The organism is Ideonella sp. FW305-24, from assembly GCF_058788035.1.
In genome coordinates, this window is sequence record NZ_JBYTAI010000002.1 from 302,066 (window position 1) to 327,156 (window position 25,091).

Sequence of the window (25,091 nt, forward strand, 5' to 3'; positions counted from 1 at the left end):
GGTTGGGATGCAAGCACGATGGCGGCAAGCGAAACGGCCTCGCAGACTGGCGGCGGTAGTGCGCCGGCCCCACAGACGGTGGAGGCGCGGCGGGCTGACCTGCGCCGCATGAAACTCATTGCCGCTGGCATGCTGGTGCTGGCGATTGCGGGCCTGGTGCTGGCCGAATGGCAAGGTGCGCAAGGCGGCTGGGCCTGGGTCAAGGCGTTCTGCGAGGCGGCGGCTGTGGGTGCGATGGCCGACTGGTTCGCGGTCGTGGCGCTGTTCCGCCATCCGCTGGGCCTGCCGATTCCGCATACCGCCATCGTGCCCGAGAGCAAGGACCGCATTGCCGACAACCTCGCGGCCTTCGTGCGCGACCATTTCCTCGAACCCGGCACGCTGCTGGCCAAGCTGGAGCAGGCCGACCCTGCGGCCAAGCTGGCCGAATGGCTGGCCGAGCCGGGCAACACCCAGCGGCTGACCGGCATCCTGCAGGCGGCGGTGGCCGAAGGCCTTTCGCTGATGGACGATGACGCGGTGCGCCGCCTGATCGACAAGCAGCTGGCGCGGCTGGTGGAACGCTGGGACGCGCCTGGCGCGGCCAGCCGCCTGCTGCAGCTGCTCACGCAGGACGGCCGCCACCACGAGCTGCTGGACAGCGCGCTGAAGCAGGCCGGCGTCTACCTGCAGCAGCCCGAGGTCAAGGAGCAGGTCTCGGACATGGTGCTGAAATACGCCCGGCGCGAATGGCCCAAGATGCTGGCGGTGGTCGGCTGGGTCAAGTCCCCCGACACCATGGCCGACGACTTCGCCGTGAAGCTGACTGACGCGCTGCTGGACGAAATGGCTGCGGTGCTGAACGAGCCCGGCCACCCGCTCAGGCAGCGTTACCACGCCTGGTTCGAAGGTTTCATCGAACGCCTGCAGCACGACCCTGCGTTGCGCGACAAGGCCCAGGCCCTGAAAGTCGAGCTGCTGCAGCACCCAGCGCTGCGCGATTACGTGGGCAGCCTGTGGACCGACCTGAAGGCCCACCTGCAAGCCAACCTCTCCGCCCCCGATTCACCGATGGCCGAGCGCCTGCAGCAGGCCATGGCGCGGCTGGGCAAGGAGCTGGGCCGCGACCCGGCGCTGCGCGTGGCCATCAACCGTCATGTGCTGTCCGTCGCCGGCCGCATGGCCGAGTCCATGCGCTTCACGCTCACCCACCACATCTCGCAGACCATCAAGGGCTGGGACACGCCGCACCTGGTCGAACAGGTCGAGCTCGGCGTCGGCCGCGACCTGCAGTTCATCCGCCTGAACGGCACGCTGGTGGGCGGGCTGATCGGGCTGCTGCTGCACGCCTTGCTGCTCCTGGTGCACTGAAAGCGCCGGCTGGGGCCTAAAAAAACAGCGATCCCGGCGTCATCTGCAAGCTCAGCCACTCGTCTAGAGTGGACAGGCCACATCGAGGCCTGTGTGTGTCCCCACCTGACCTGGAGCCCGCATGACCCACCAATACCTGTTGCTGCTGCACGAAACACCCGCCCGCTACGCGGACATGAGCGCCGACGAGATGCAGGAGATCGTCGCTCGGTACGCCGCCTGGGCGCAGCAGATGGCCGAGCAAGGCCACCTGGCTGGCGGCGAGAAGCTGGTCGACGACGGCGGCCGGCAGCTGCGGCTGGTCAACGGCCGGCCCGTGGCCACCGATGGCCCGTATGCCGAAGCGCATGACGTGATCGGCGGCACCTTCGTGCTCAAGGCTGAAAGCGATGCCCAAGCCGAGGCCCTGGCCGCCACCTGCCCGCACCTGAACGGCGGCAACTGGATCGAGCTGCGGCGCATCGACCCGGTGAACTGAGCCTTGCCACCCACCCCGGCATGCTCGCCGAACTGATCGCCGGCCAGCGCCCGCGCCTGCTCGCGCACCTGGTCCGCCACTTCGGCCTGGCCCACCTGGCGCTGGCCGAAGACGCGGTGCAACAGGCCTGCCTGCGTGCGCTGGACCACTGGCCGCGCGAAGGCCAGCCCGCCAACCCCGCCGGCTGGCTGCTGCGCGTGGCCGAGCACTGGGCGATTGACCAGCTGCGCGCGGCCCGGCCGCTGCAGGCCTGGGACGATCTGCCCGCTGAGCAGACCGAAGCCTTTGCTGCGGCGCCGGCCGCCAGCGCGCGTTTTGCCGGCGAGCTGGACGACGACGAGCTGGCCTTGCTGTTTGCTGCCTGCCACCCCGCCGTGCCGCCGGCCTCGCAGGTGGCGCTGGCGCTGCGCAGCCTCACTGCACTGCCGCTGGACACGCTGGCCGACGCACTGCTCACCACCGAAGCCGGCCTGGCCCAGCGCCTGGCCCGCGCACGCCAGTTGCTGGTCGGCGCGTCGCTGGCCGTGCCCGCCGGGCCTGAGCTGCCCGCGCGGCGCGAGGCCGTGCTGGCCACGCTGCTGGTGATGTTCGGCGAGGGCATGAAAGCCAGCGGCCGCCAGGGCGACCGGCTGGCTGGCGAGGCCCGCGCGCAAGCGCTGTGCTGGGAGTCAGTTCGCCTGGCCCGCGCGGTCGCGGCCCACCCTCACACCGCCAGCGGCGAGGCCGACGCGCTGGCCGCCCTGTTGCTGCTGCACGGTGCCCGCCTCAGCGACCGGCTGGACGAAGCGGGCGACATCATCCCGCTGCCCGGCCAGGCCCGGGACCGCTGGGACGCCGGCATGATCCGCATGGGCCTGGCGCACCTGCAAGCGGCGCAAGGCACGCCTGCCGAGCGCGGCAGCGGCCCGGCCACGTCCCATGCCCCGCGGCTGACGCGCTACCACGTGCTGGCCGGCATCGCCGCCGAGCATGCGCTGGCGCCCGACCCTGCGCGCACGCACTGGCCGCGCATCGTCGCCGGCTACGCCCTGCTGCTGCGACTGGACCCTTCGCCCGCGCCGCGCCTGGGCCATGCGATTGCGCTGGCCGAAGCCGGCGAGCCCGCCCAGGCGCTGGCGCTGCTGCAGGCCTGGCTGCCGCAAGGACCCGCCGCGCTGCGGCCCCATGCCTTGGCGGCGATGGCCCGCGCCCACGAAAGGCTGGGCGACACCGCCCAGGCCCTGGCCAGGCTCGGCGAAGCCATCGCCTGCGTGCGCCACCCGGCCGACGCGCGCATGCTGCAGGCCCGTGCGCGCGCGCTGGCCGCAGCAGCGCAACGAAGGGCTACGCCGCCTTGCCGCTGAGCCAGCGGTGCACCGCGCCGGCGAAGCCTTCTTCGGTCTGCAGCTGCTCGCGCCGGCACAGGTTCACCAGGTAGCCGGCCAGCTTGTACGACAGCGCGCGCAGGTCGTCCTGGCCGTCCTGGAAGAAGTGGCCGGCTTGCAGCAGGTTTTGCAGCGTCCATTCGATCTCGCTGGCCGCAATGTCGAAGCCGTTGGCGCGCAGCCGGTCCTGCGCACGGGCCGCGTGGCCCTCGGCGCCGCCGGAAGCGGTTTCCGCCACGGCTTCGAGCAGCGCGCGGAAGGCTGCAGGCGCCAGCGGCGGGGCGCCGGTGTGCTGGTGCACTTGCAGGATCAGCGCGCGCAGCGGCGGCTCCACGCCGGCCAGGCGCTCGTCGTCCGGCGGCAGATTCGTCAGTGACGGGATTGCCGGCGCGGGCGCGGGCAGCTCGATGCCCAGCGCCTCGCGCACGAAGACCGCCGGGTCGATCAGCAGGTCGGCCGAGGCACGGTAGGCGGCTGCGGGGAAGCCAATGGCCAGCACGGTGGTGCGGCGGTCGGCGCGGCGCAGCTTGCGCAGCACCGGCGTGAAGTCGGCGTCGGCCGAAAAGAGGATGAACTCGTCGAAGGCCGGCTCGTTGTGCATCAGGTCGACGACGTCCAGCACCAGGTGGATGTCGGTGGCGGTCTTGCCTTCGCTGGTCAGCGGCGGGCAGTCGATGACATCAAAACCGGTTTGGTTGAACGCCGTGCGGTAGCGCTGGTAGGCCTGCGGATTCAGGTAGCAGCGGCGCGCCAGCAGCCGCCGCTTGGCGCCCGGCAGCGCATGTTCGGGCGGCGGCAGGCTGTGCAGCAGCCAGTCCACCCAGCGCATGGGCTGGCGGGCGAACTGGTCGGCCACGGCGGGGTCCAGCTCGCGCAGGCCGGAGTAGACATTGTCGAAATCGACGAACAGCGCACTTTTCATGGCGACCATTCTCGGCCCTGGCGAGCGGCACCGGCCGCGACCGCCGGCCTGAGGCTACCCGAAAGGAGGATGCGGCGCGGCGCGGCGGCTGCGCAGAATCGGCCGTTGCCGCTCGTCTGCCAGGAATCCGTTCCATGTTCCCACGCCCTTCCGCCGCCGCCGCGGCGCCCACATGAACAGCCCGCTGCGCGAGGACCTGAGCCCGTCGCTGGCGATGCTGGGCATTGGCACGCTGGAAGAAGCCGCTTACCGCGAACTGCTGCGGCGGCCGGGCAGCACGGTGGAGGCGCTGGCCGAATCGCTGGGCAGCGACGCCGGCAGCGTGACGGCCGCCACGCAGGAGCTGGCCCGCAAGGGCTTCGTGACGCACGCGCCGGAGCGGGTGCCGCGGCTGTTCGCTTCGCCGCCGGACATTGCCATCGAGTCGCTGCTGCTGCAGCGCCAGCAGGAGCTGCAGCTGGCGCGGCTGGCCATTCCGGCGCTGCAGCGCGTGGGCGGTGCGGCGCCGGCCGGCGCGCCCATCGTCGAGGTGATCGACGCCGACCCGGCCGCCCAGTGGCAGCCCTACGAGCAAAGCCACCGCGGCGCGGTCAAGGAAGTCATGGTGCTGGTGCGGCCGCCGTTCCTGGTGTCGGCACCGGACCGGCTGGAGACCGCCCGCGCCGAGGCCCGCGCCCGCGGCGTGCGTTACCGCAACATCATTCACCCAGACACACTGCAACTGCCCGGCTGGCCCGAGGCGCTGCGGCGCGTGAGCGAAGCCGGCGAGGAACTGCGCCTGCTGTCGCAGCTGCCGTTCAAGATGATCGTGGCCGATCGCGGCTTCGGCCTGCTGCCGCTGAACATCGACGAGCCCGAAGGCCCGATGCTGCTGCTGCGCGGCTCGGCCGTGCTGGACGCGCTGTGTGAGCTGTTCGAGACGCTGTGGCAGCGCGCCGCGCCGCTGCGCTTCAGCCCCAGTGGCGAGATGACGCTGGGCACGGCCGCCGACACCGAGCCGGACGCGATGCTGCCGCTGCTGGCTGCCGGCATGAAGGACAAGAAGATCGCCGAGCAGCTGGGCATTTCCGAGCGCACGCTGATGCGCCGCATCGACGGCCTGTACCGCTCGCTGGACGCGCGCTCGCGCTTCCAGGCCGGCTGGCTCGCGGCCTGGCGCGCGGCCGGTCAACCGCCGCCCACCCCCTCGCCTCCGCTCCCGCCCTGAATTGAAAAAGGCCCGCGAGGGGCCTTTGCTTGGGTGGCGCAGGCGACGCTTACTTCTGCGCCTTCACCGCACGGCGCTGCAGGCTGCCGTCCGCCGTCACGAAGAAGTTGCCGATCACGACCGAGGCCTCGGCATAAGACGGGTCGCTCTTGCGGCCCATGTACAGGCGCAGGCCGCCTTCGGCGCCGCTCTTCAGCTTCTTGGACAGTGCCAGCGGGAACTGCAGCGTCTTGGTCTGGCCTGCGTCCAGCTTGATCAGGCTGGGCTTCATCGACTGCTCGGTACCGGCGGTGAAGATCGCCACGCCCAGCGGCGAGCCGGACATGTAGGCGTTCACGTTCACCCAGGTCCACATTTCCAGCGGAGCGCCGGTGGTGTTGGCCAGGTCGACCGACAGCGTGCAGGCGCCCGCTTCGGTGGTGACCGTGTCGCAGCCACTCACATTGGCCACGGCCATCGGCGGCAGCGAGAGCGACAGGTCGATGCGCTGGTTGGCACTGGTCGGCGCGTTGAACGCCGGGCTGCGTGCAATGCCGTAGCCACCGCGCGCCTGGGCCTCGAACTGGTAGCGGCCGGCCGGCACCTGCATGGTGTTGAGCTGGTACTTGCCGGTCTCGTCCAGGTAGACGAACTCACCCGGCTCCTGCGAGCAGAACTCGTCCGTCTCGCGCAGGCAGATCCACAGGTTCATGCGCGGCGACAGCGCCACCGGCAGCGGCACGCCGGTGTCGGCGGCTGTGAGCGTGCCGACGATGAACGTGCCCTTGGCGGAAGCGGCCTTGCCAGCTTGCAGCGCGCCCTGGCGCGCCTTGGCCGCGGCCGTCCTGCCCGGCTGCTGGGCCGCCAGTTGTTGCGCCACGCCTTGCAGTTGCGACTCGACGCCGCCCGCCGTCTGCGCCAGCCGCACGCCCTGGCTGAAGCCGGTCGTCTGGTTCGGCTGGCCAGGAGGCGAGGCGAAGAAGCTCACGATGGAATAGGCGCCGGTGTCGCGCGTGCCCACGTAGACGGACTGCGTGACCTGGCGCGTCTCGCCGGCCGCCAGCGTCAGCACCATCGGCTTGTAGCTGCCGTTGCCGCTGCTGTACTGGGTGTCCGGCGTGGGCATGTTGGTGCGGGCCGTCACCTGCGCCCAGACCTGCGTCTTCACGTCCTTGGTCGAGTGATTGGTGACCTGGTAGCCAATGTCGCACCAGCCGTTGTTCAGCGTGGTGCAGGGGTTGAACTCGGCAAACGCGATCTGCTGCGGCTTGAGCAGCAGCGCCTGCTGCAGCGTGCCTTCGGCCTCCAGCTTGAAGTGCTTGGTGTACTTGGTGCTGAAGTCGTTGGCACCGGCCACCAGCTGGTATTTGCCGGCCGGCAGGCCATCGGTCGCAATCGCCCAGGTGCCATCGTCCAGCACCCCGCCGCCATTGGCAAAGGCAGTGCAGAAGTCCTGCTCGGTGCCCGAAACGTCGCACTGGTACAGCGCGACAAACGGCCACAGCGAGGCATCAATGGCGTGGCCCTGGTCGTCGAGCAGCGTGCCGCTGACGGCGCCAGCGTGCGCCGCGCCGGCGGCCATCGCGCCCAGCAGCGCGGCAGCGCCCAGGGCACGGGAGTGAAGGGAAAACAGCATGGGAAGAATCCTGGTGGGTGTGCCGGAAGGCCGGTGGCCAAGCCTGCGGCAGGTCCGCCACCAGGCCCGATGGAGGCACCGGGGTCGTGGACCGATGTTCAGGCATCTGCCGGCACAGCGGCACGGCCGTCTTCTGCCATGGCAGAAGATGGTCAGGGCAAGTTCACCAAGCTGTCAGCGATGGACCAGCCCGAAGCCGCATCGCGCCTAGCCCTGCCGGCTTCTGAACGTGCGCGCTCAGGTTCTTTCCGCAGCCATGGATTTGGCAAAGACGCGGTTTTCATATGCCTTGCCTTCAATGACGTACTGCGTCGCTCCCACGTCCCTGTATCCCAGCGCCGGGTAGACCTTCAATGCCCGTGCATTGCCCACCCAGGCCGTGAGCCACACATGCGCAGCCGCCCTCTCCTGTGCCTTGCGCTCGGCCATCGCCATCAAGCGCCTGCCGATGCCGCAACCCTGAAACGGCGCTTGCACGTACAAGCGCAGGACTTCGATTCCATTGGTCGCCGGAACCGGGCAGACCGTGTCAAACGCCAGGTCCAGGAACCCCACCAGCCATTCGCCACGCTCTGCGACCGTGATCTCGACGTTTGGGTCACGCAAGCGCCTCTCGAACGCAGCCAGCGAATAGACCTGGCTCGCCTCCCGCGCCAGGTCGGTGTTGATGCCGTTGGTGGCGTAGGTGTCCAGAAAAACCTGTGTGGCCAGCACGCTCAGGCGGAGCGCGTCTTCGGGCGTGGCCGTTCGGTAGATGAAATCCTGGCTCATGGCAAGTCAGGCGTCGCGGCTGGCAAGGTCTGCACCCTGGGCTTCCTGTGACGGCGGCCTGGCCAGATGAAGCAGGATGTACACGACCACCATGGGCGCGACAAGGCCAGAGAGCAGCCGAACGAGTGGCAGGTAGTTTGCCTGGGCCAGGTGGAAGGAGACGGCAGGCGCCAGTGAAACAGCCAGGGCCAGCCAAAGCAGCCAGAACCCCACCCGCCAGCGAACCTGCGACCTCGCCGGCACGCCAAACTTTGCCCGCGCCCAGCCGATCAGTGCGGACAGCGCAGCACCCACCGCCACCGAGGTAAGCGCCATGTGCCAGGGCGCAACGAAATACGGCCGGCTGGGTGTGAACAGCGACACGAAGAAGTACACGAGAACCGCACCCCCGAGTACCAGCGTTTGAGTGCGCGACAGGAACGGTCTGTGGAACGAACTCGAATGGTCAGGCTGCAGCATGAGACCGCGGGAGAACGAGCGCCATGTGCACCTTGCCCTTGAGGCCGGTGTCAGTGCGAATCGCCGCCGGCTGAACGCCCCAGGTGGTAAACCCGACGGCGCGATAGAGCCGAAGCGCTGGCTCGTTGCCTTCGGTCAGGGTGAGGCTCAAGGACAGGATCTCGGGCCTGGCGGACGCGGCGGCAATGGCGACCTTCATGAGGGCAAGGCCCACTCCGCAGCCACGCTGTGCAGCTTGAACGTACATGCCCAGAACGAGCACCGCGTGACGGGTCTTGGGCTTGGCCGAGTACTCAAGTGCGACAGTGCCAACCAGCTTGTTGCCTCGCCAGGCTCCGAATGAGGTGGCCAGACCCTCGGCGCTGCCGATGCGCTTGATCCACCAGGACTCGGGTTCAGCTCGGCGCTCAGTTGCTGTGGTGGTGAACGCGTCTGGCGCTTGCTCGTAGGCTTCCAGCATGAGCGCGCGGTAGGCGGATGCATTGGCGGCAGCAAGCGTGGAAATGTGCGTCGTCATGCAGCTCGTCGTTCAAGGTGGGAGGTCGAATGCGGCTTGCTGCAATGCATCGGCTTGAGTGTGTATCGCGTCAATCAAGCCTCATCGCGGATGTAACGCCTGCTGTCTGGCACGCCCCAGGATCTGCGGTAGCAATAAATTGCAAGCAGGGCCAATGCGATGGCGATGCGCCCGGGCCGAGCGTAGGCAGCGGGCAGCAAGAACTGAGCGCAAACCGCCAGAAAGAAGAGACCAAAGATTTGGTATGAGGACAACCGGGGGTTCCGCGTATCCAGCAGGAAAGCGCCGCAGTGCGGGCAGGCAAGCCTCTGGATCTGCGGTGCATACCACTTTGCCCCCGCGGGCGTCAGCGCGAAAGCGGGCTTGGAGAACGCGAGGTGACAACTCGGGCAGGTGTGCTTCCCCGCCAACTGGCCGCCTCTCGCCGGCGCAGAGAGTTCCGCGTCGCACCTCGCACAAACGGCATCGGCCGCCGGAAGCTCGCAACCACATCGCTGGCAGTTCTGGGCATCAGATTCTGGTGCAGAGCTGTCTTTGTGCAGGCCGGGTGCAGCAAGGGCGCCCGTAGATGTCCCGTGAGTCCCTCGTCGTGATTCATCCATGCGAACGCAATTCGTTTTGAAGAAGAAAAAAGGCACCTCGATCAGCCGGGGGCATTGACGCGCGCGCAACTTTCTGAAGATGGGTTGGGACTATGCATCGAAATCGAAGTCCTCGCCGAGGGCAAACTCCCCGCGCTTGAATGCCGCGATGACCTGCATGGCTTCCGGAACGAACTGTTCTGGCACTCGCAAACAGGCTCCACCGACAGCGCCCGCAAGCAGCGCGTGCGCCTGAACCAGATTGGTATCGCCTGCCTCGGCTGGCACTCCAGCAGCCTGAAGACAGGCGCAAAGCATGTGCGCTTCCGTTGGCGTGAGGTACCTCGCAACGATTTTCAAGTCGCCGTGATACGGATCTTCAGCCTCAATTGTTTCATCCATCGGCTTCAGCTCAGGCAAAGAAAGACCTCGCACCCGCGCCTCTGCGATGGCAACAGATTGCGCCAGTGCGGTCAGGTCGCCCGAGGTTCCACGCGACATGAGTTCTTCATCTGACAAGAGCTCGAACTGCGCGGCGAGGTCGTCTCGATCTGAATTCATTGGTCAACCGTTTGAGATGAGAGGTGATGCTCGGCTTGCCGGGTGACTTTGTATCGCATTGAAGGGTCAGTCGTCGCAGGAAGTGCGACGCTCAGGACTCAACTTCTTGCGCTTACCTTCGGCCCTCGCTGCTCCTGTTTGACACGCAGCGCGGTGTTGCGAGAGATCACACCGCTCGACCTATTGGATGCGCTCGCCAACCCGTTCCAGCCGCGGTAGCCAATCATGTTTGATGTTCGCCGACACGAGGATGTGGTGGGCTCGACCGATGAGAAGTCGACGGGGAACCAAGCCGATGTAGCGGGAATCAGCACTGTTGTCTCGGTTGTCGCCAAGGAAGAAGTAGTTGTCCGCCGGAACGGCGATCGGCCCGAAGTTGCGTTTCGCCTCAATGGCCGGCAGGAATTGAACAGTCCGTTCGTTTCCTTGGATTCGTTCCGTCGTTCTGATGCCCTCGACGGTACGGCCGTGGTCCATGGGTTCGATGACACTGTGGGGAGCGCTGTACTCTGCGGCGGCCCCGTTGACGAAGAGCACTTCGTCTCGCATTTCCACGACGTCGCCAGGCACGCCAACGAGTCGCTTGATCAAGCGGACGCCGTCCACAGGAGACGTGAAGGTGATGACATCGCCACGCTGAGGACTTCCGAGTTTCGCAACTGAAATATCTGTAAGCGGAATCTTGAAGTCATACGCGAGTCGATTGACGAGGACGACATCTCCCTCCAGCAGCGTTGGGCGCATGGAGCCTGAGGGTATGGGATTCCAGTCAGCCATGGCCGAGCGGAAAAATCCAAAACAAAGCAACAAGATCAGAAATCCCCGGTTCTGCTTTATCCAGCGTTTCATGGCTACCTTTCGGTCATGGTGTGTGAGTTACAGAATGAAAGGGACAAGATTGGCGACAGTCCTCCCATTTTCCCCTTTTTGTCCTGCCTCGGCGCGGCTCACGTCAGGGCGGATCACGCGCAGGAGGAAGACAAGTCCCGTCATCTTCAGGCGCGTGTTTCCAAATGGATGGCTCATCACCTCAACTCCAAGCGGATGAGAAATGGGAGACCTGACCCTCGGCTCCCTCAAATTTGACGGGCATGGATATTTCAGCTCTTACGGCAACCATCATCTCAGGGGTTCAGGGAAAAAGGAATATCCGACCCTCGGTCGCCTACACGCTAACGCGGCAGATCAAACACTAGGCCACAACGCGGCAATATACGCCAACTCTGCATCGACAACCGATTTCGTCGATTTAATCGGTGCGGCTACGGTGAAAAATTTGGACTTGCGCACGTCAAGCAGCGCCAGTAGATCTCCATCTTTGCACTTCTCCCTCAAAGCCACTTCCATAAGAACAGTAATCAGATCTACTCGTAGCTTGGTCAGCGGGTCAGCTTTTAGGTAGAGTTTAATAACATGTCGAGTGCCATCTATGATCAAGCCAAGTTCTGGATTGATCATCACATCGATTCCCGCATGCCCATAGGTATTTCGAGGAGGATCGAACCAAGATAAATTCTTCTTCCCCCACCATTTCCTGTAGCCATCTATGGCCTCTGGGTAGTTGGAAATTTTCTTTGGATCGCTCAGTGAATTTTGCAGATCGAGCAAGCCCTGCTTGTCTCCTCCCTTCTGATGAAGACCTATCAGTCCATCACGAAACGGCCTGTAGAAGTCAGTAGCCGGCTGGTATGGTTTTCGATTTTTTATTTCAGCCACTTTCGTGGCCTTAGGCGTACCAGCTTTTGAAACCACGTCTACAAGATCCGTAAGAGACAGATTTGGCATACCTCCTCCTTCACGTTGCCTAGGTCGGGATCTTGGTCTCCCATTCCCCGCCTTTTTAACCAATAGCAGCTCAATACCTCAACTCTAAGCGGATGGAAAATGGGAGATCTGACCCTCGACTCCTCGGCTAGGTTGTGAGAGCATTCAATTCATCCTTATAGGCAACTATCGGTGAGTAGAGCTTGTGAAAGGCACGTCCAATAGCGCCAGAAAAGAGCGCCAGGGTTGGATTCTTCGACCCGCCCTGCAGGATGTGACCAATCGCGATCCCAGGGTACGGATCAATATAAAATATCTTGGCAATTCCGAGTTGATAAGCTTTCTTTGCGCACAACTCGCACGGGCTTGCAGTCGTGAAGAGCAAGCCACCTTCAATAGAAGACAGGCCGTATTTAGAAATCTGTAGGAAGGCGTTCTCTTCTGCATGCAGTGAACGCGTATGCACTTGATTCTTCTCGTTCTTAAATGCGTTGTACTCTGACTTAAAGCAGAAAGCGTTGTTTCGCCCTTCTTTCGGCACGATGGCGAAGCGCTTGCTGCTCGAAGCGAAATGCCCCAGGTACTTTCCGTCGGTTCTCTCGAACTCGCTGTACGCCGATGAGTCGGATCCAGCAAGGAGGTCATCTCGATTGCGCAGGTTGCAGGGAACTTGGCCATGCGGCGCGTCATTCCAGCCAATCGAGCGCACAGAGAAGTTTATGTCTGTAACGACTGCTCCAACTTGCCGAGATATGCAGCCTGAGTTGAGTTTCGCTGTGTATGCAATCTGCATGCAGCGCTCAAGCGCGGAAGGCGTAACTATTCCAGGCCTTCGGATCAAAGAGACGAACCGTAATAGTTGATTTGCCAAATCCTGAAACTCGTTGACCTTGGCTGTTACGTTCGGGTTGCTGATGTACAGATCGGCGCGCTGAAGACAAGCTTGAATATCTTGAACTGAGTAGAACTCAGTCTCATCAAAATCGTGCGGCGTGTACTCGACCTTATCAATTGATGCAATATCTGCCTCAGAGTACTTTTGCGCTCTGAGTCGTGCCTGCCGATCGGGTTCAGGCGCTGAGACGGCAACCAAGAAGAATGATGAGTACCGATCCTGGAAGAACAGCGCCTCGAGAGGGTTTCGGATTGCATCAACTACGATAAAGGTCCGCTGGTTAACTGCTTGTCGTTCTTCGTGGATTTGCTTGATGACTGCATTCACCCGCTCGGCCAAGGTAAAGAACTTCCCTTCTATTAGCGCTGAGTTATAGGGATCACCCGAGAGTCTAATATTCTTGCCGATAACTTGATAGAGCCGCACGAAGCTGCTTTCCCCGAGGGTTGCGCGCAAGTCATCGCACTTAGTGGGCAGAGTTTTCGTGTAGTACTCGGCTGCATCCACGTTGCCGGTTCTGTTCAGAATCGCCTGATATGGGATCCGCAACTCCTCTAGCAACCTTGTAAATTCCGAGCTCTTCTCTGGCGTCGGGAGCAATTCCTTAAACGCTTCCGTCGCTGCTTTGACCTCTGTATCTAGCAGGAAGGTGGTGATGACAGCGCGAACTTGAATCAGCAAGAACGGAGTCCACGTAGCCTTGAAGTGCCGGAGAAGAATCCGCTCCTTTCTTTGCTCGTTAGTGCTCGGATTCTCGCCAGAGAATAGACTGTGCCGGATGTCATCGATGCTTGACTGCAGTATTTTCGCCGAAGTGCTGCAACCGCTGCCAGTTCGGCCAGTAAGGCCAAGAACGATAAAGTCATCGTCGTCACCGTAGATTTGTCCAATTGCAGACTTGAGGTAATTGGTGTTGGGCTGGGGACCCATTGCTATCGACATTGGCTGTTCCCTAAGTGCCGCATTGGCTGTTAACGTATTCTCCACACTGTGCGCAAGGAGGGGGTTGTGACGCCTAACGAATGAAAGGGACTTCCCCGTAGCGAACGCGCCGCGCAGCCGCAACCGGCAGCAAAGTGCCACGATGGGAATTGCGATTTCTCATCAACTCTTTCGGAAGGGAAAGCCTACGACGATTCTGACCGTGGGCCTTGATCTCGCCAAGAATGTTTTTGCCGTGCTCGGCATTAACAAGGTCGGGCATCCTCAATTGGAATGATCTTTCCTGCAGGCAGGCATCAAACCCTACCGGCCTGGCGGTCACGGCTCGTTGAAGGCCGCCCGTCAGCCCTGCAGCGGCAACATCACCACCACCCTTAACCCTGGCCCCGCATCCTCGAACTTCAGCGCCCCCCCGTGCGACTCGGCCACCAGCCGGCACAGGTACAGGCCGAGGCCGACGCCGCCGTCTCGCCGGGTGCGCGCCGCATCCGGCCGGTAGAACGGCTGGGCCAGGCGGTCGCGTTGGTCGGCGGGGACGCCGGGGCCGCGGTCGCGCACGCTGAGCTGCAGTTGCGGGCCGTTGCGGTGGGTGACGAGGTCCAGTGTGCCGCCGCTGCCGTGGCGCAGGGCGTTGTCCAGCAGGTTGCGCAGCAGCAGTTGCATGCGGCTGCGGTCCAGTGGCAGCGTGGGCAGTGTGGGGTCGAGCTGCCATTCGATGGGCTGCTCGGGGCATTGCTGGGCGACCTGGTCGCGCAGCAGCTGGTTCAGGTCGACCGGCTCGCGGTGCAGTGCGTCGTGGCCGCGGGCCAGGCGTTCGCTTTCGAGCAGGTCGTGGATCAGGTCGCGCATTTCGGCCAGGTCGCGCAGCAGGGCCTGGCGTTCGGGGCCTTCGGAGACGAGTTCGGCGTTCAGCCGTGCGCGGGTGAGCGGCGAGCGCAGCTCGTGGCTGATGGCGAGCAGCAGGCCGCGCTGGCCGTCCAGCATGCGCTGCAGGTTGGCGGCCATGGCGTTGACCTGGATCGCGAGTTCGCCAAGTTCGTCGTGCTGGCGCAGCGGGATGGGTTGGCTGAAGTCGCCGGTGCCGTAGCGCATGGCACCGGCGCGGATGTCGTCCAGCGGACGGAACAGCTTGCGCACGTAGAAAAACGCCAGCCCGGTGAGCACCAGCAGGCCGCCCAGCGTCATGCCGGAGAACCAGCGCGGGTGCTCCTGCCATTGCCAGGCGGCAATGCCGTAGCGAATGTGGTGGCCGTCGGCCGTGCGGCGGCTGAGCAGCGCGCGCAGCGAGGCGTCGTGCGGCAGCTTGCGGCCATCGCGCGCGTCCAGCGGCGTGTTCGGGCTTTGCCAGTTGACCAGCGGGCCGTCGATGCCGATGCTGATCGGCAGCCGCTGCGTCAGCGCCTGGGCGCGGGCAATGTCCGGCGGGCTGCCAATCTCGGCGGTGAGCCGGTCCAGGTAGTCGCTCACCAGCGGCTTGACCAGCTCGCGCCAGCCGGTGGAGAACACCTCGCGCGAGCCGGCGAGGAAGACCAGCGTGGTGCCCACCGCCAGCAGCACGAACAGGAAGACCAGCCGGCGCTTGAGCGAATGGCCCAGGCCATGGCGCCAGCGGCGCGCGGCATGCACGGCGCGGTGCCGCCGGCAACGTTCCACCACGCGCTGCATCAGCATCATGGCAGCCGCGCCAGCGCGAAGGTGTAGCCGGCGTTGCGCAGGGTCTTGATGGCGTCCAGCGGCTCCAGCTTGCGGCGCAGGCGGCTGACCAGCACGTCAACCGCGCGGGTGTAGAGGTCCGCCTCGCGGCCACGCAACCGGTTCAGGATCTCGTCGCGGCTGAGGATCTTGTGCGGGTCACGCGCCAACAGCCACAGCAGCTCGAACTCGGTGCCGGTCAGCTCCACCGGCTCGCCCTGGCGGTGCACGCTGCGGCGTTCGAGGTCGATCACCAGGCCGTCGAAGCGCAGCAGGTGCGGCGAGGCTTCGGGGACCGCGGGCGCGGGCGCATGGCTGGTGGCGCGGCGCAGGATGGTCTGCAGGCGGGCCGCAAGTTCACGCGGCTCGAAGGGCTTGGGGAGGTAGTCGTCAGCCCCCAGTTCCAGGCCGACGACGCGGTCGGTCAGGTCACCGCGGGCGGTGAGCATCAGCACGGGGATCTGGCTGTCGCGGCGGATGCGGCGGCACAGCTCGAAGCCGTCCATCTCGGGCAGCATCACGTCGAGGATCACCGCGTCGATGCCGCCGGCGGCGAGCCGGGCCAGGCCTTCGCTGGGCCGCAGCGCGGCCTCCAGCGCGAAGTCGAAGCGGCGCAGGTAGGCCGCGAGCGGCGGGGCCAGGAGTTCGTCGTCGTCGATCAGCAGGATGTGGTGCATGCAACAGCCGGGCCGCGGCGGGCGCCACGCGAGAGGAGGCTCAGATTCTGACTTGCGCCGCGTAGTCCTGCCACCAGCCGCCGAAGCTGCGTGCCAGCTGCTGCTCTTCCCGCGGCACCTGCCACTGCCACAGCAGCAGCGCGTAGCCCAGGGTGCCCAGCAGCAGGCCCGGCCAGGCCAGCGCCACGCCGGTGCCGGCGAGTGCCAGCGTCAGGCCCAGGTACATGGGGTGACGGCACAGCCGGTACGGCCCTTCGTCAACCAGCATGGCCGGCCCGCTGAGCCAGCCAGCGCCGGCGGCGTGCAGCTTTTGCGCCGCCCAGCCGGCCAACGCCAGGCCGAGCACCGCCAGCGTGCCGCCCATCGCGGCCACCGCCCTGCCCCAGCCTGCAGCTTCAGGATGCAAGCCCGCCGTGGCGCTAGCCAGCACACCGCCGGGCTCGGCCAGCACCGGGACCAGCCAGGCCACGCCGGCCTGCAGCGCCAACGCGGCACCGGCCAGCAGCAGCGTCATCAGCGAGCCCATCACCGGCCAGACCGCCGGCGGCGGCAGGTCGGTCACTTCGGGCTCGCGACGCCGCCAGCCGCTTCGCATCATCAGTGCGAAGCCCACGCTCAGCCCCGGCCGAAACGATCACCGTGCCTGGCCATGAAGGCACGCACTTTTTCCTGCTGGTCAGGGCGCAGGCTGTCGTAGAAGTCGGCTGCGGCGGTCAGCACCTCGGGGCCGGCCTTCTGCACCGCGGACAGCTTCTGGTCCATCAGCGCTTGCGCGCCGGCACGGTCAAAGGCATTGCCGGCGATCAGGCGTTGCATGGCCTCGCGTGGCGAAGCGTCGGCACTGCCACCCTTGATGGCCGCGCGCTGCTGCTGCAGCACGTCGGCCAGGGTGTTCAGCTTGGCTTGCTGGGTGGTGTCCAGCACCAGCTCCTTCTGCACGCGCTCGATGACGTGCACGCGCATGCGCGCCATGTCGGCCTCGCTCATGTGGCTGAACCGGTTGCCGGCATAGGCCGCTAGGCCGCCGAACAGCACGCCGACGCTCAACAGGCCGATCAGGCCGCGTTTGATCCAGGTTTTCTTCATGGCGCTCGCTCCTTTGTCGCAAACAAAAACAGGCACGGGGTGAACCGTGCCTGAATGCTGCGCCCGAGGGCGAGTGAAGTCTTCTCGACGCTGTGTCGCTGCGTATCGTTTTATTGCAGCGGCAGCGGAGCTCAGAAGCTGTGAATGGACCGGTCGAGCCCGAAAGGCTTGTCAAAACGGGCCCAATCTAGGCGCAAAGCACAGCTGTAGCTCGGGCTACAGCGAGCATTTGCAACGACGAGTGGGCGTGTTTTGGCGGGCCGAGCGGGTTCGAGTGGTTCGTTCACAGCTTCTCATGTGTCCATCATCGCGGTGTCGTTGTCCCGCGCGGAAGGGTCGCCGTCGACCGGCTCGCGCGGCGTTCGGCTTCGTGCACCGCTGCTGCCGCGGGCGCTGGTGGCCTTGCCCACCCGCGCCGGCTTGGCGGTGCTGGTGATTGCGTGGCTGGCGGGGCTGAGGTCTGCGGCCGGTGCGACGGCAGCGGCCAGGTCCGGGCAGGTTTGCACAACAGCCTTGGCCGGGCCCGCCCGCCGCGCGGCGGTGCTGCGCGCGGTGGCGCCAGATGAACGCCGGGCCGCGGCAATCACCGGCTCGGCTTCCGAGCGCTCGACGACGAGCACCTGCTCCATCAGTTCGCCCCAGCTGGCTTGCGCTTCGCCACGCATCTGCATTTCGCGTTCGCGCATCAGTTCGGCAAAAGCTTCGGACTGCCGGTCGACCTGCACCGGGCGCGCCAGCTGGCGATCGATCGCGCGCTGGCGCGTGGGCACGGCATGGCCAAAATGCTGGGCCACGCGCTTGACGACCGACTGGTACATCTGCGAAACCCGCGAAGGTGTGACCTGCAAGGACTTGGCAACCTCCACCGGCGTCAGGCCGACACCGAGGTAGGCGTCGATGACCATGCGCTCGCGCTCGGGCAGGTCGGCAAAAAACCGCTCCAGCCGGCGCAGCACGATGCCGGTGTCCACCCGCGCCTCGACTTCCTCCTGCGCGGTGGCCGGATGGAAGCGCTGCCCGCCGCCGCCGTGTTCATCGTCATCGGATTCGGCCAGGGACTGGTGGCGGCCGAACTGGTCGGCCTGCATCAGCGAGGAGATTTCCTGCGCGCTCATGCCGGTGGCCTCGGCCAGCAGGCCCAGGCCGGGTTCTTTTCCGTCACGGTTGCGCAGCCGCTCGCGGGCGATCTGCACGACCTTGATCTTGCGGCGCTCGCCGCGGGTCAGGAAGTCCATCTGGCGCAACTCGTCCAGCATGGCGCCCTTGACGCGCATGCGGGCGTAGCGCACGAACGCTTCCTGGGCGTCCGCGCTGTCGCGGTCGCCTTCCCATTCAAAGCTCACCGCCGCCTGCGCCACCGCGATCAGTCCGACCTGGATCAGGTCGGCCCGCTCCACGTTGGCTGGCAGATGGCGCACCAGTGCCTGGGCCTGTTTGCGGACCCAGGACTGGTTCTTGGCGATGAGAACCGACGGCACACCTTGCAGCGAGATCATGGAACAGAATCTTAGGCCGCCACCTGCTGCCAGGTCTGCCGAGGAGCCGGGTCTTCGGCGCCGATATCGGCAGTTTGCCGCAGCCTCGCGGACCGCTCGCTGTCCGGCTGGCAACCGATCATCGGCCGCCGCGCCAGACTGTTTAGCGCCCGGCGCCTTTTAACGGTTTCAAATCAATTCAAGGGGAACCGCGTCCGCGCCCGCGGCCTGGACCTCGCCGATCTCGGCGGCTTCGGCAAAGCCCTGCGCGCGGAAGATGGCCAGCACCTGGTCGACCGCTTCTGGTGCGCACGAGACCAGCAGGCCGCCGCTGGTCTGCGGGTCGCTGAGCAGTGCCTGGTCCACCGCGCCAAAACCCGCCGGCAGCCGCACCTGCGCGCCGTAGCCGGCCCAGTTGCGCGCCGAGGCGCCGGTCACATGGCCGGCCTGGGCCAGTGCGCGGACGCCGCTGAGCAGCGGCACTTTCGCCCAGTCCAGCCGCAGCGAACAGCCGGCGCCGCGCGCCAGTTCCAGCGCATGGCCGGCCAGGCCGAAGCCGGTCACGTCCGTCAGCGCGTGCACGCCGGGCAGCGCGGCCAGCGCCGGGCCGGGCGTGTTGAGCTGGGTGGTGCGGGCAATCATTTCGGCGTAGCCCTCCGGCGAGAGCTGGCCCTTCTTGAGCGCCGCCGAAAACACGCCCACGCCCAGCGGCTTGCCCAGCACCAGGCGGTCGCCGGGCTTTGCATCGGCATTGCGGCGCACGTTTTTCGGATGCACCAGGCCGAGCGCGACCAGACCGTAGATGGGTTCGACCGAGTCGATGGTGTGGCCGCCGGCAATGGGAATGCCGGCGGCCTGGCAGATGGCCTGGCCGCCGGCCAGGATGCGGCCGATGGTCTCGACGCTGAGCACGTTGACCGGCATGCCGACCAGCGCCAGCGCGAAGATGGGCTTGCCGCCCATGGCGTAGACGTCGCTGATGGCGTTGGTGGCGGCAATGCGGCCGAAGTCGAACGGGTCGTCGACGATGGGCATGAAGAAGTCGGTGGTGGCGACCAGCGCCAGCTCGTCCGTCAGCTGCCAGACGGCAGCATCGTCCGAGGTCTCGATGCCGACCAGCAGTTCCGGCGGCACCGGCAGCCCCGGTGCCTGCTTCAGGATGCTGCTGAGCACGCCGGGCGCGATCTTGCAGCCGCAGCCGCCGCCATGCGAGAGCGAGCTGAGCCTGGGTTCACCGGCAGGAAGGGAAGGGGCAGAAGCGTTCATTCGGCGCAATCAGGAAAGCAGGTGTGCATTGTCGGCCGCCGCTCGCAATGCACGGTAATGCTCGGGCAGGGCTGGCTGGTAGCCGGTGGTGCGTTGCAGCGCCAGCAGTTCGGTCGCCTGCGCCGTGCCTTCGGACGCGAGCGCGAGGAAGGCCTCCCGCAAGGCTTCGCGCAGCGCGCTGGGCAGGCCGGCCTGGGTGACCCAGAGGTAGTCGTGGTACGGCGCGGTGGTGTGGAAGACCTGCAGCGCGGCAGCGTCCGGCGAAGGCTGGGCCACAGGGGCAGGTGGCGTTTGTGAAGCCGGCGTTTGTGAGGCCGGCGCGCTCGCGGAGCCCGGCGCGCGTGGCTGGCTCAGCGATTGCCAGGCCGCAAGGCTCAGCGCACCGGCGTCCACCTTGCCGCTGGCCACGACTTGCAGCGTGCTTTGGGCGCCGCTGGCAAAGGCCAGGCGGCGCAGCTCGGTGGCCGGTTGCATGCCGGCAGCCAGCAGTTCGCTGCGTGGCATCAGGTGACCGCTCGGGCTTTGCTGCCCGGCAAAGCACAGCGTGCGGCCTTTCAGGTCGAGCAGACTGCGCAAGCCCAGGCTGGGCCGGGCAACAAAGACCGAGCGCCACTCGTCGTCCTGCGCGCGCTGCACCAGCGGCTGCACCTGGCCGCCGCTGCGCGCATCGGCCAGCAGGTACTGGAAGCCGCCGCACCAGGCCAGGTCGGCCTGGCGCTGGACCAGCGCGTCCACCACGCCGGTGCTGTCCGGCGCCATGACCCAGACGACCGGCATTTCCAGCCGCGCTTCCAGGTAGGCGCGCAGCGGGGCGAAGCGGCGGGACAGGTCGCCACCGGCCGCCTCATCGGCCAGCCCGGTGACGCGCAGCACATTGGCCGGCTCGTCGTCGGCCCGCAGCGGGCCGGCTGCGGCCAGCAGGCCGAGGGCAGCTGCCAGGCATTGGCGGCGGGTGGCGGCGGGAACAGAAGCAGTCGAGACAGGCGGGAATGACATGGGGACAGGGCCGGTGAAGCAGGCGGCCGGAGGGCCCACCCGCCCTGGCAATATAGAGCGTAGAGCGCAAGCGCCAGTTGCTGGCCGAGATGGTGCCGCGATGCACCATCGAACCGGGCTTCAGGACACCGTTTCGCCGGCCTGCGCCGCGGCGCGCTCGGCCAGCGCCGTCGGCGCAATCGAGGCCAGCGTCTGCATCAGCCGGCCGAGCTGGCGCTGCAGTTGCGCGGCCTCGTCCAGCAACATGCGCAGCTCGGCGGCGTCGCGGCAGGCGGCTTCCAGCGTGCAGGCCGCCTGCTCCACCTCCGTGGCCGCGATCACCGCGGCCGCGCTGCACAAGGTGCGCGCCAGCTGCGCCACCTGGGCCCAGTCCCCGGCGGCGACCGCTTCGCCGAGCTCGGTGTCGGTATGGTGGTGGTGTTGGCGAAAGCGCTGCAGCGCGGCCTGCCACAGCACCGGGCTGCCGCCGCAGCGGGCCATGCCCAGCGTCGCGTCCAGCCCGGCCCAGGTCGCCAGTTCGTCCGGCAGCACCGGCTCGCCAACGGGCAGCCACTGCAGCAGCGACACATACAGCTTGTTCGGGTCGACCGGCTTGCCGACGTGGTCGTTCATGCCGGCGTCCAGGCAGGCCTGGCGGTCGTCGAAGAAGGCATTCGCGGTCATCGCCAGGATGGGGGTGTGGGCGTGGCCAGGCAGCTGGCGGATGCGGCGCGTGGCCTCCAGCCCGTCGATGCCAGGCATCTGAACGTCCATCAGCATCAGTGCATACGGCCGCGCCTGGGCCTGCGCGATGGCCTCGCTGCCGTCGCTGGCCAGGTCCACGGCCAGACCCACTCGCCGCAGCAACTCCATCGCCACTTCCTGGTTGACCGGGTTGTCTTCGGCCAGCAGGATGCGCGCGCCCGCATGGCGCTCGCGCAGCAACTGCTCCAGTTCGCCCGGCACCGGCCCGGCCGAAGGCCCCGGCCGGGCCAGCCGCGGCAGCGGCGCCGCCTGCTCGGCACTGAGCTGGACCAGGCTGTCGTGCAGCATGGAAGCGGTGATGGGCTTGCCCAGCACGGCGGCAAAGCCCGCCTCGCGCGCCGGCAGCAGCAGGCTGGCCGGGTCGCCGGCGCTGATCAGCAGCGCGCGCAGCGTCGCCGCGGAAGCGGGTGAACTGAGGCGCCAGCGTCTCAGGGTTTCCAGCCCGTCCTGGCCGGGCATCATCCAGTCGACCAGCGCCAGGTGGAAGGGCCAGCCATCACGCTCGGCCTGGGCCAGCTGGCGCAGCGCGTCGGGGCCGCTGTCGGCCGTCTGCACCGCCAGGCCCATTTGCTGCAGCATCACGCCCAGTGCCTCGCGGGCCTCGGGCTGGTCGTCGACCAGCAGCACGCGCCGGCCCTGCAGCATCGGCAGCCGGCGCGAGGCCTCGGGCCGGTCCGACAACACCAGCCAGGCCGTGAACCAGAAGCGGCTGCCCTCGCCTGGCGTGCTGCGCACGCCCACCTCACCGCCCATCAGCTCGGCAATGCGGCGGGTGATGGACAGGCCCAACCCGGTGCCGCCAAAGCGCCGGGTGGTGGAGGTGTCGGCCTGCTCGAAGGCGTTGAAGATGTCGGCCAGCTTGTCCGCCGGAATGCCCACGCCGTTGTCACCCACCTCGAAGCGGATCTGCACCTGGCCTTCGCGGCCGGCCGTGGCTTCGCCGACCATGCGGCGCCCGCGCAGCACCACGCAGCCGTGGTCGCTGAACTTGATGGCGTTGCCCAGCAGGTTGAGCAGCGCCTGCGACAGGCGGGTCGGGTCGCCGATCAGCCAGTTCGGCAACTCGTCGGTGTCCAGCACCAGCTCCAGGCCCTTGTCCTGCGCGCGCTGCGAGACCAGGGCCATCATGCGGTCCAGCAATTGGTCGAGCGAAAACTCGGTGCGCTCCAGCTCCAGCTTGCCGGACTCGATCTTGGACAGGTCCAGGATGTCGTTGATGATCTGCAGCAGGTGGCTGGCGGCGTCGTTGATCTGGCCCAGGCGGCGCAGTTGCTGCGGGTCCTCGGTGTCGCGCTGCAGCAGGTAGTTCAGGCCGAGGATGGCGCTCATCGGCGTGCGGATCTCGTGGCTCATGTTGGCCAGGAAGGCGCTCTTCGCGCGGTTCGCGCCTTCGGCCCGGTCGCGCGCCAGCGCCAGCGCCTGCGTGCGCTCGGCCACCTGGGCTTCCAGCTCGTCGTGGTACTGCGCCAGCTCGACCGCATGGCGGCGCTGGCTGCGCAGGTGCAGCGCCATCGCGGTCCACAGCCCCGCCAGCAGCAGGCCGGCCAGCATCAGCGCCCACAGGAACAGCCGCTGCTGCTGGGCGCGCAGGCGCTGCACCCAGTCGTTCAGCGCCTGGTCCAGCCGGACCGCGGCCCGGTCCACCGCCTGCAGCGCCAGCCTGAGCTCCAGTTCCTCGGCCGGGCCAGGGCGCGGGCCGAGTTCGGCCAGGCGCTCGCGCAGCGCGCTCACCTCGGGCACCAGGTCGCCCGGCGCCGGTTCGCCAGCGGCCACCAGCGCGTCGTTGGCCGCCCGCCCCAGCCGCAGCAGCGCCATGGTGGACTGGTGCAGCAGCGCCTTGCCCTGCTCGGGCTGCCAGGCCGAATCGGGCCTGGCGGCCAGCGTCAGGTACAGATCCCCGGTGACCAGCTCGACCCGTGCCTGGCGCATGTCGCGCAGCAAGGTGTTCAGCGGAATGCGGCTCTGCATCTGCTGCCAGAACAGCATCAGCAACAAGGCCCCGACCAGGCTGGCCCCGACGACGGCCAGCAGGCCCACGCGACCCGCCCGGGCAACCACCATCGGCAAAGGTGCAGGCTGGTGGCGCTTGATCATCTTCATCAGGCCGGCGCCAGCAGCTTGGCCAGCGTGACCGGTCCGGGCAGGTCCTCCGGCGCAAAACCGAAGCGCTGCATCAAGGCCCGGTGCTCGGGCGAACCGACCACCTCCGCCTGGGCCTTGTTCCAATGGCGCTGCAACTGGCTGTCCTCCAGGTGGAACTCGAACGCGACCCAGCCCGGCTCGGCACCTTCTGCCACCGGCGTGGCCAGCATGGGCACGGCACCACCCACGGCGGCCAGGTTGCGCACGGTGGGCAAGGACAGCATCAAAGCCTGGGCCAGTCCCTGCTGCACGGCTTCGCGGCCTTCCACCGCGTCTCGCACGACCACCAGCCGCGCGTCGCCCAGCCCGGCCTGGCGGGCCTGCTGATGCTCGACCGAGCTGCTCAGCACCGCCAGTTTCAGCCCCGGCTCGGCGGCCATGGCCTGCAGGCTGGCCGGCAAGCGGGCGTCGCTGCGGTGCAGCAGGCCGGCGGCCACGCGTTCCGTCGGTTCGGAAAACAGCAGCTTGCCGGCGCGCTCGCGGGTCACGAACATGCCGGCGGCAATCAGGTCGAAGCGGCGCTCCTGCAATTGCGGGATCAGCTGGTCAAAACTGGTCTGCACCCATTCGATGGCCGGCAGCCCGGCGCGCGCAGCGATCAGGCGGGCCAGTTCGGGCGATTCGCCGGTGACGCGGCCATCGGCCCCCAGCTGCGCATACGGTGCCTCGATCGCGTAGCCCACGCGCAGCACGCCGGCAGACCGCACGCGGCCCAGCGCGTCTTCAGGCCGGCCTGAAAAAATGACCAGCAACAGCAGCACGCCCAATGTCAGCAGGGCGGCGCCAACCATCTTTTTGCGTGACACAGCCACCTCTCGGTGCCGGGACATTTCCCTGGCAATGGCGGGCAAGAGCAAACGGTCTCGAAACAGCTGAATCAACTCTAGCGCAGTCTTCCTGCCTGGCGGGGCAGCAAATGCCCTCTGCCAGACTTGTGCGCAGCCTTGCAACTTAACAGCTTGGATTGCCTGCCGGCATCAGGGTTCCGCGCAAAGCTGTGGCGGCCAGGGCAATAAAAAAGGCAGCTTCTCACGAAGCTGCCTTCCGGATGGACGACTAGCAGGGTCAGCGCATCTTCATGCCGCGCATTTCGTCGGGGCTCAGCTGGCCGTCCTTGTTGACGTCCAGGCTGTCGAACTTCTCGGCCAGCTTGGGCCGGCTGGCGACTTCATCCTTGCTCAGCATGCCGTCACCATTGGTGTCCAGCTTGCCGAAAACGTCGGACTTGTGGGCTTCGCTGAAGGCGCGAAGTTCCTGCGGCGTCAGCTTGCCGTCCTTGTCGGTGTCGATCATGTCGAACTTGCCGGCAATGGCCGGGGCAGTGGCGGCTTCTTCACGGCTGATCGCGCCGTCGCCGTTGGTGTCCAACTGCTTGAAGTGGGCGGCACCCGGGCGGGCGGTGGCAGGATCGGCGGCTTGCGCGGCCGGCAAGGCCAGTGCCAGCGCGAGGGCGGCGAGCGGGCTGAACAGCAAAGCGGTACGGGACATGGAGGTGCTCCTTGGTCGTTTCGGAAAGGACAGACAGCGGAAAAAATCTGCGTGGTGAATCGCGCTGAGCGCCGCCACGGTGGGGCGCCATCTGGCGCG

General features: G+C 66.7%; 24 protein-coding genes. 5 read left to right on the top strand and 19 right to left on the bottom strand.

What is annotated here, in order from left to right; all coding sequences use genetic code 11:
• The first annotated feature begins 108 nt into the window (after positions 1–108).
• The 3 genes from AC3WR5_RS07015 (at position 109) to AC3WR5_RS07025 (ending at position 3,171) form a co-directional block, all read left to right on the top strand.
• Entirely contained in the window at positions 109–1,350 is a 1,242-nt protein-coding gene (locus AC3WR5_RS07015; RefSeq protein ID WP_492483038.1) for a DUF445 domain-containing protein, read from the top strand.
• Positions 1,351–1,471: 121 nt separating this feature from the next.
• A complete protein-coding gene (locus AC3WR5_RS07020; protein WP_211361461.1) occupies positions 1,472–1,828 on the top strand; it encodes a YciI family protein in 357 nt (118 codons plus the stop codon).
• A 20-nt stretch (positions 1,829–1,848) separates the two neighbouring features.
• Positions 1,849–3,171, top strand: coding sequence for an RNA polymerase sigma factor (locus tag AC3WR5_RS07025; RefSeq protein ID WP_492483040.1), 1,323 nt, complete (start codon positions 1,849–1,851; stop codon positions 3,169–3,171).
• Here the strand turns inward: AC3WR5_RS07025 and AC3WR5_RS07030 are convergent.
• On the bottom strand, positions 3,152–4,114 hold the full coding sequence (locus AC3WR5_RS07030) for an NYN domain-containing protein (protein WP_492483042.1): 963 nt from the start codon (positions 4,112–4,114) through the stop codon (positions 3,152–3,154). The genes AC3WR5_RS07025 and AC3WR5_RS07030 overlap by 20 nt on opposite strands.
• Before the next feature lie 172 nt (positions 4,115–4,286).
• Between AC3WR5_RS07030 and AC3WR5_RS07035 the strand changes: the two genes are divergently transcribed.
• Positions 4,287–5,321, top strand: a complete 1,035-nt coding sequence (locus AC3WR5_RS07035) for a helix-turn-helix domain-containing protein (RefSeq protein WP_492483044.1) — start codon at positions 4,287–4,289, stop codon at positions 5,319–5,321.
• A gap of 49 nt (positions 5,322–5,370) precedes the next feature.
• Here AC3WR5_RS07035 and AC3WR5_RS07040 read toward each other — a convergent pair whose 3' ends face one another.
• From AC3WR5_RS07040 to AC3WR5_RS07075, 8 genes are all read right to left on the bottom strand, one after another.
• Positions 5,371–6,936 carry a hypothetical protein gene (locus AC3WR5_RS07040; protein WP_492483046.1) on the bottom strand — a complete coding sequence of 522 codons (1,566 nt, stop codon included), beginning with the start codon at positions 6,934–6,936 and terminating at the stop codon, positions 5,371–5,373.
• A gap of 237 nt (positions 6,937–7,173) precedes the next feature.
• Positions 7,174–7,707: a GNAT family N-acetyltransferase gene (locus tag AC3WR5_RS07045; protein WP_492483048.1), complete on the bottom strand. Its 534-nt coding sequence runs from the start codon at positions 7,705–7,707 to the stop codon at positions 7,174–7,176.
• A 6-nt stretch (positions 7,708–7,713) separates the two neighbouring features.
• Positions 7,714–8,166 (bottom strand): hypothetical protein, encoded by a 453-nt coding sequence (locus AC3WR5_RS07050; protein WP_492483050.1) that lies wholly within the window; start codon positions 8,164–8,166, stop codon positions 7,714–7,716.
• Entirely contained in the window at positions 8,153–8,683 is a 531-nt protein-coding gene (locus AC3WR5_RS07055) for a GNAT family N-acetyltransferase (RefSeq protein ID WP_492483052.1), read from the bottom strand. Before AC3WR5_RS07055 ends, AC3WR5_RS07050 begins: the two co-directional genes overlap by 14 nt.
• Before the next feature lie 692 nt (positions 8,684–9,375).
• Positions 9,376–9,825: a hypothetical protein gene (locus tag AC3WR5_RS07060; RefSeq protein ID WP_492483054.1), complete on the bottom strand. Its 450-nt coding sequence runs from the start codon at positions 9,823–9,825 to the stop codon at positions 9,376–9,378.
• 180 nt (positions 9,826–10,005) lie between these two features.
• Complete coding sequence (gene lepB, locus AC3WR5_RS07065) at positions 10,006–10,674, bottom strand: signal peptidase I (protein WP_492483056.1); 669 nt, start codon at positions 10,672–10,674, stop codon at positions 10,006–10,008.
• Between the two features lie 336 nt (positions 10,675–11,010).
• Entirely contained in the window at positions 11,011–11,610 is a 600-nt protein-coding gene (locus AC3WR5_RS07070; protein WP_492483058.1) for a hypothetical protein, read from the bottom strand.
• A gap of 127 nt (positions 11,611–11,737) precedes the next feature.
• Positions 11,738–13,426, bottom strand: a complete 1,689-nt coding sequence (locus AC3WR5_RS07075) for a hypothetical protein (RefSeq protein WP_492483060.1) — start codon at positions 13,424–13,426, stop codon at positions 11,738–11,740.
• A gap of 142 nt (positions 13,427–13,568) precedes the next feature.
• On the opposite strand from AC3WR5_RS07075, the gene AC3WR5_RS07080 reads away from it, so the two are divergent.
• A complete protein-coding gene (locus AC3WR5_RS07080) occupies positions 13,569–13,703 on the top strand; it encodes a hypothetical protein (protein WP_492483062.1) in 135 nt (44 codons plus the stop codon).
• Positions 13,704–13,768: 65 nt separating this feature from the next.
• Here the strand turns inward: AC3WR5_RS07080 and AC3WR5_RS07085 are convergent, their stop codons facing one another.
• The 10 genes from AC3WR5_RS07085 to AC3WR5_RS07130 form a co-directional block, all read right to left on the bottom strand.
• Positions 13,769–15,100 carry a HAMP domain-containing sensor histidine kinase gene (locus AC3WR5_RS07085; RefSeq protein ID WP_492483064.1) on the bottom strand — a complete coding sequence of 444 codons (1,332 nt, stop codon included), beginning with the start codon at positions 15,098–15,100 and terminating at the stop codon, positions 13,769–13,771.
• On the bottom strand, positions 15,097–15,795 hold the full coding sequence (locus AC3WR5_RS07090) for a response regulator transcription factor (protein WP_492483066.1): 699 nt from the start codon (positions 15,793–15,795) through the stop codon (positions 15,097–15,099). Before AC3WR5_RS07090 ends, AC3WR5_RS07085 begins: the two co-directional genes overlap by 4 nt.
• A gap of 40 nt (positions 15,796–15,835) precedes the next feature.
• Positions 15,836–16,408: a methyltransferase family protein gene (locus AC3WR5_RS07095; protein WP_231013066.1), complete on the bottom strand. Its 573-nt coding sequence runs from the start codon at positions 16,406–16,408 to the stop codon at positions 15,836–15,838.
• A gap of 2 nt (positions 16,409–16,410) precedes the next feature.
• Positions 16,411–16,881, bottom strand: coding sequence for a Spy/CpxP family protein refolding chaperone (locus AC3WR5_RS07100; RefSeq protein WP_231013065.1), 471 nt, complete (start codon positions 16,879–16,881; stop codon positions 16,411–16,413).
• A gap of 293 nt (positions 16,882–17,174) precedes the next feature.
• Entirely contained in the window at positions 17,175–18,377 is a 1,203-nt protein-coding gene (locus AC3WR5_RS07105; RefSeq protein WP_231013064.1) for a sigma-70 family RNA polymerase sigma factor, read from the bottom strand.
• A 168-nt stretch (positions 18,378–18,545) separates the two neighbouring features.
• Entirely contained in the window at positions 18,546–19,622 is a 1,077-nt protein-coding gene (selD, locus tag AC3WR5_RS07110) for a selenide, water dikinase SelD (protein ID WP_492483069.1), read from the bottom strand.
• 9 nt (positions 19,623–19,631) lie between these two features.
• The gene (gene phnD / locus AC3WR5_RS07115) at positions 19,632–20,618 is read right to left on the bottom strand and encodes a phosphate/phosphite/phosphonate ABC transporter substrate-binding protein (RefSeq protein WP_492483072.1); all 987 of its coding nucleotides are present in this window, start codon (positions 20,616–20,618) and stop codon (positions 19,632–19,634) included.
• A gap of 120 nt (positions 20,619–20,738) precedes the next feature.
• Positions 20,739–23,462: a response regulator gene (locus AC3WR5_RS07120; protein WP_492483074.1), complete on the bottom strand. Its 2,724-nt coding sequence runs from the start codon at positions 23,460–23,462 to the stop codon at positions 20,739–20,741.
• Entirely contained in the window at positions 23,462–24,310 is an 849-nt protein-coding gene (locus AC3WR5_RS07125) for a transporter substrate-binding domain-containing protein (protein ID WP_492483076.1), read from the bottom strand. Before AC3WR5_RS07125 ends, AC3WR5_RS07120 begins: the two co-directional genes overlap by 1 nt.
• Before the next feature lie 259 nt (positions 24,311–24,569).
• On the bottom strand, positions 24,570–24,992 hold the full coding sequence (locus AC3WR5_RS07130) for an EF-hand domain-containing protein (protein ID WP_170200885.1): 423 nt from the start codon (positions 24,990–24,992) through the stop codon (positions 24,570–24,572).
• Between the last annotated feature and the right edge of the window lie 99 nt (positions 24,993–25,091).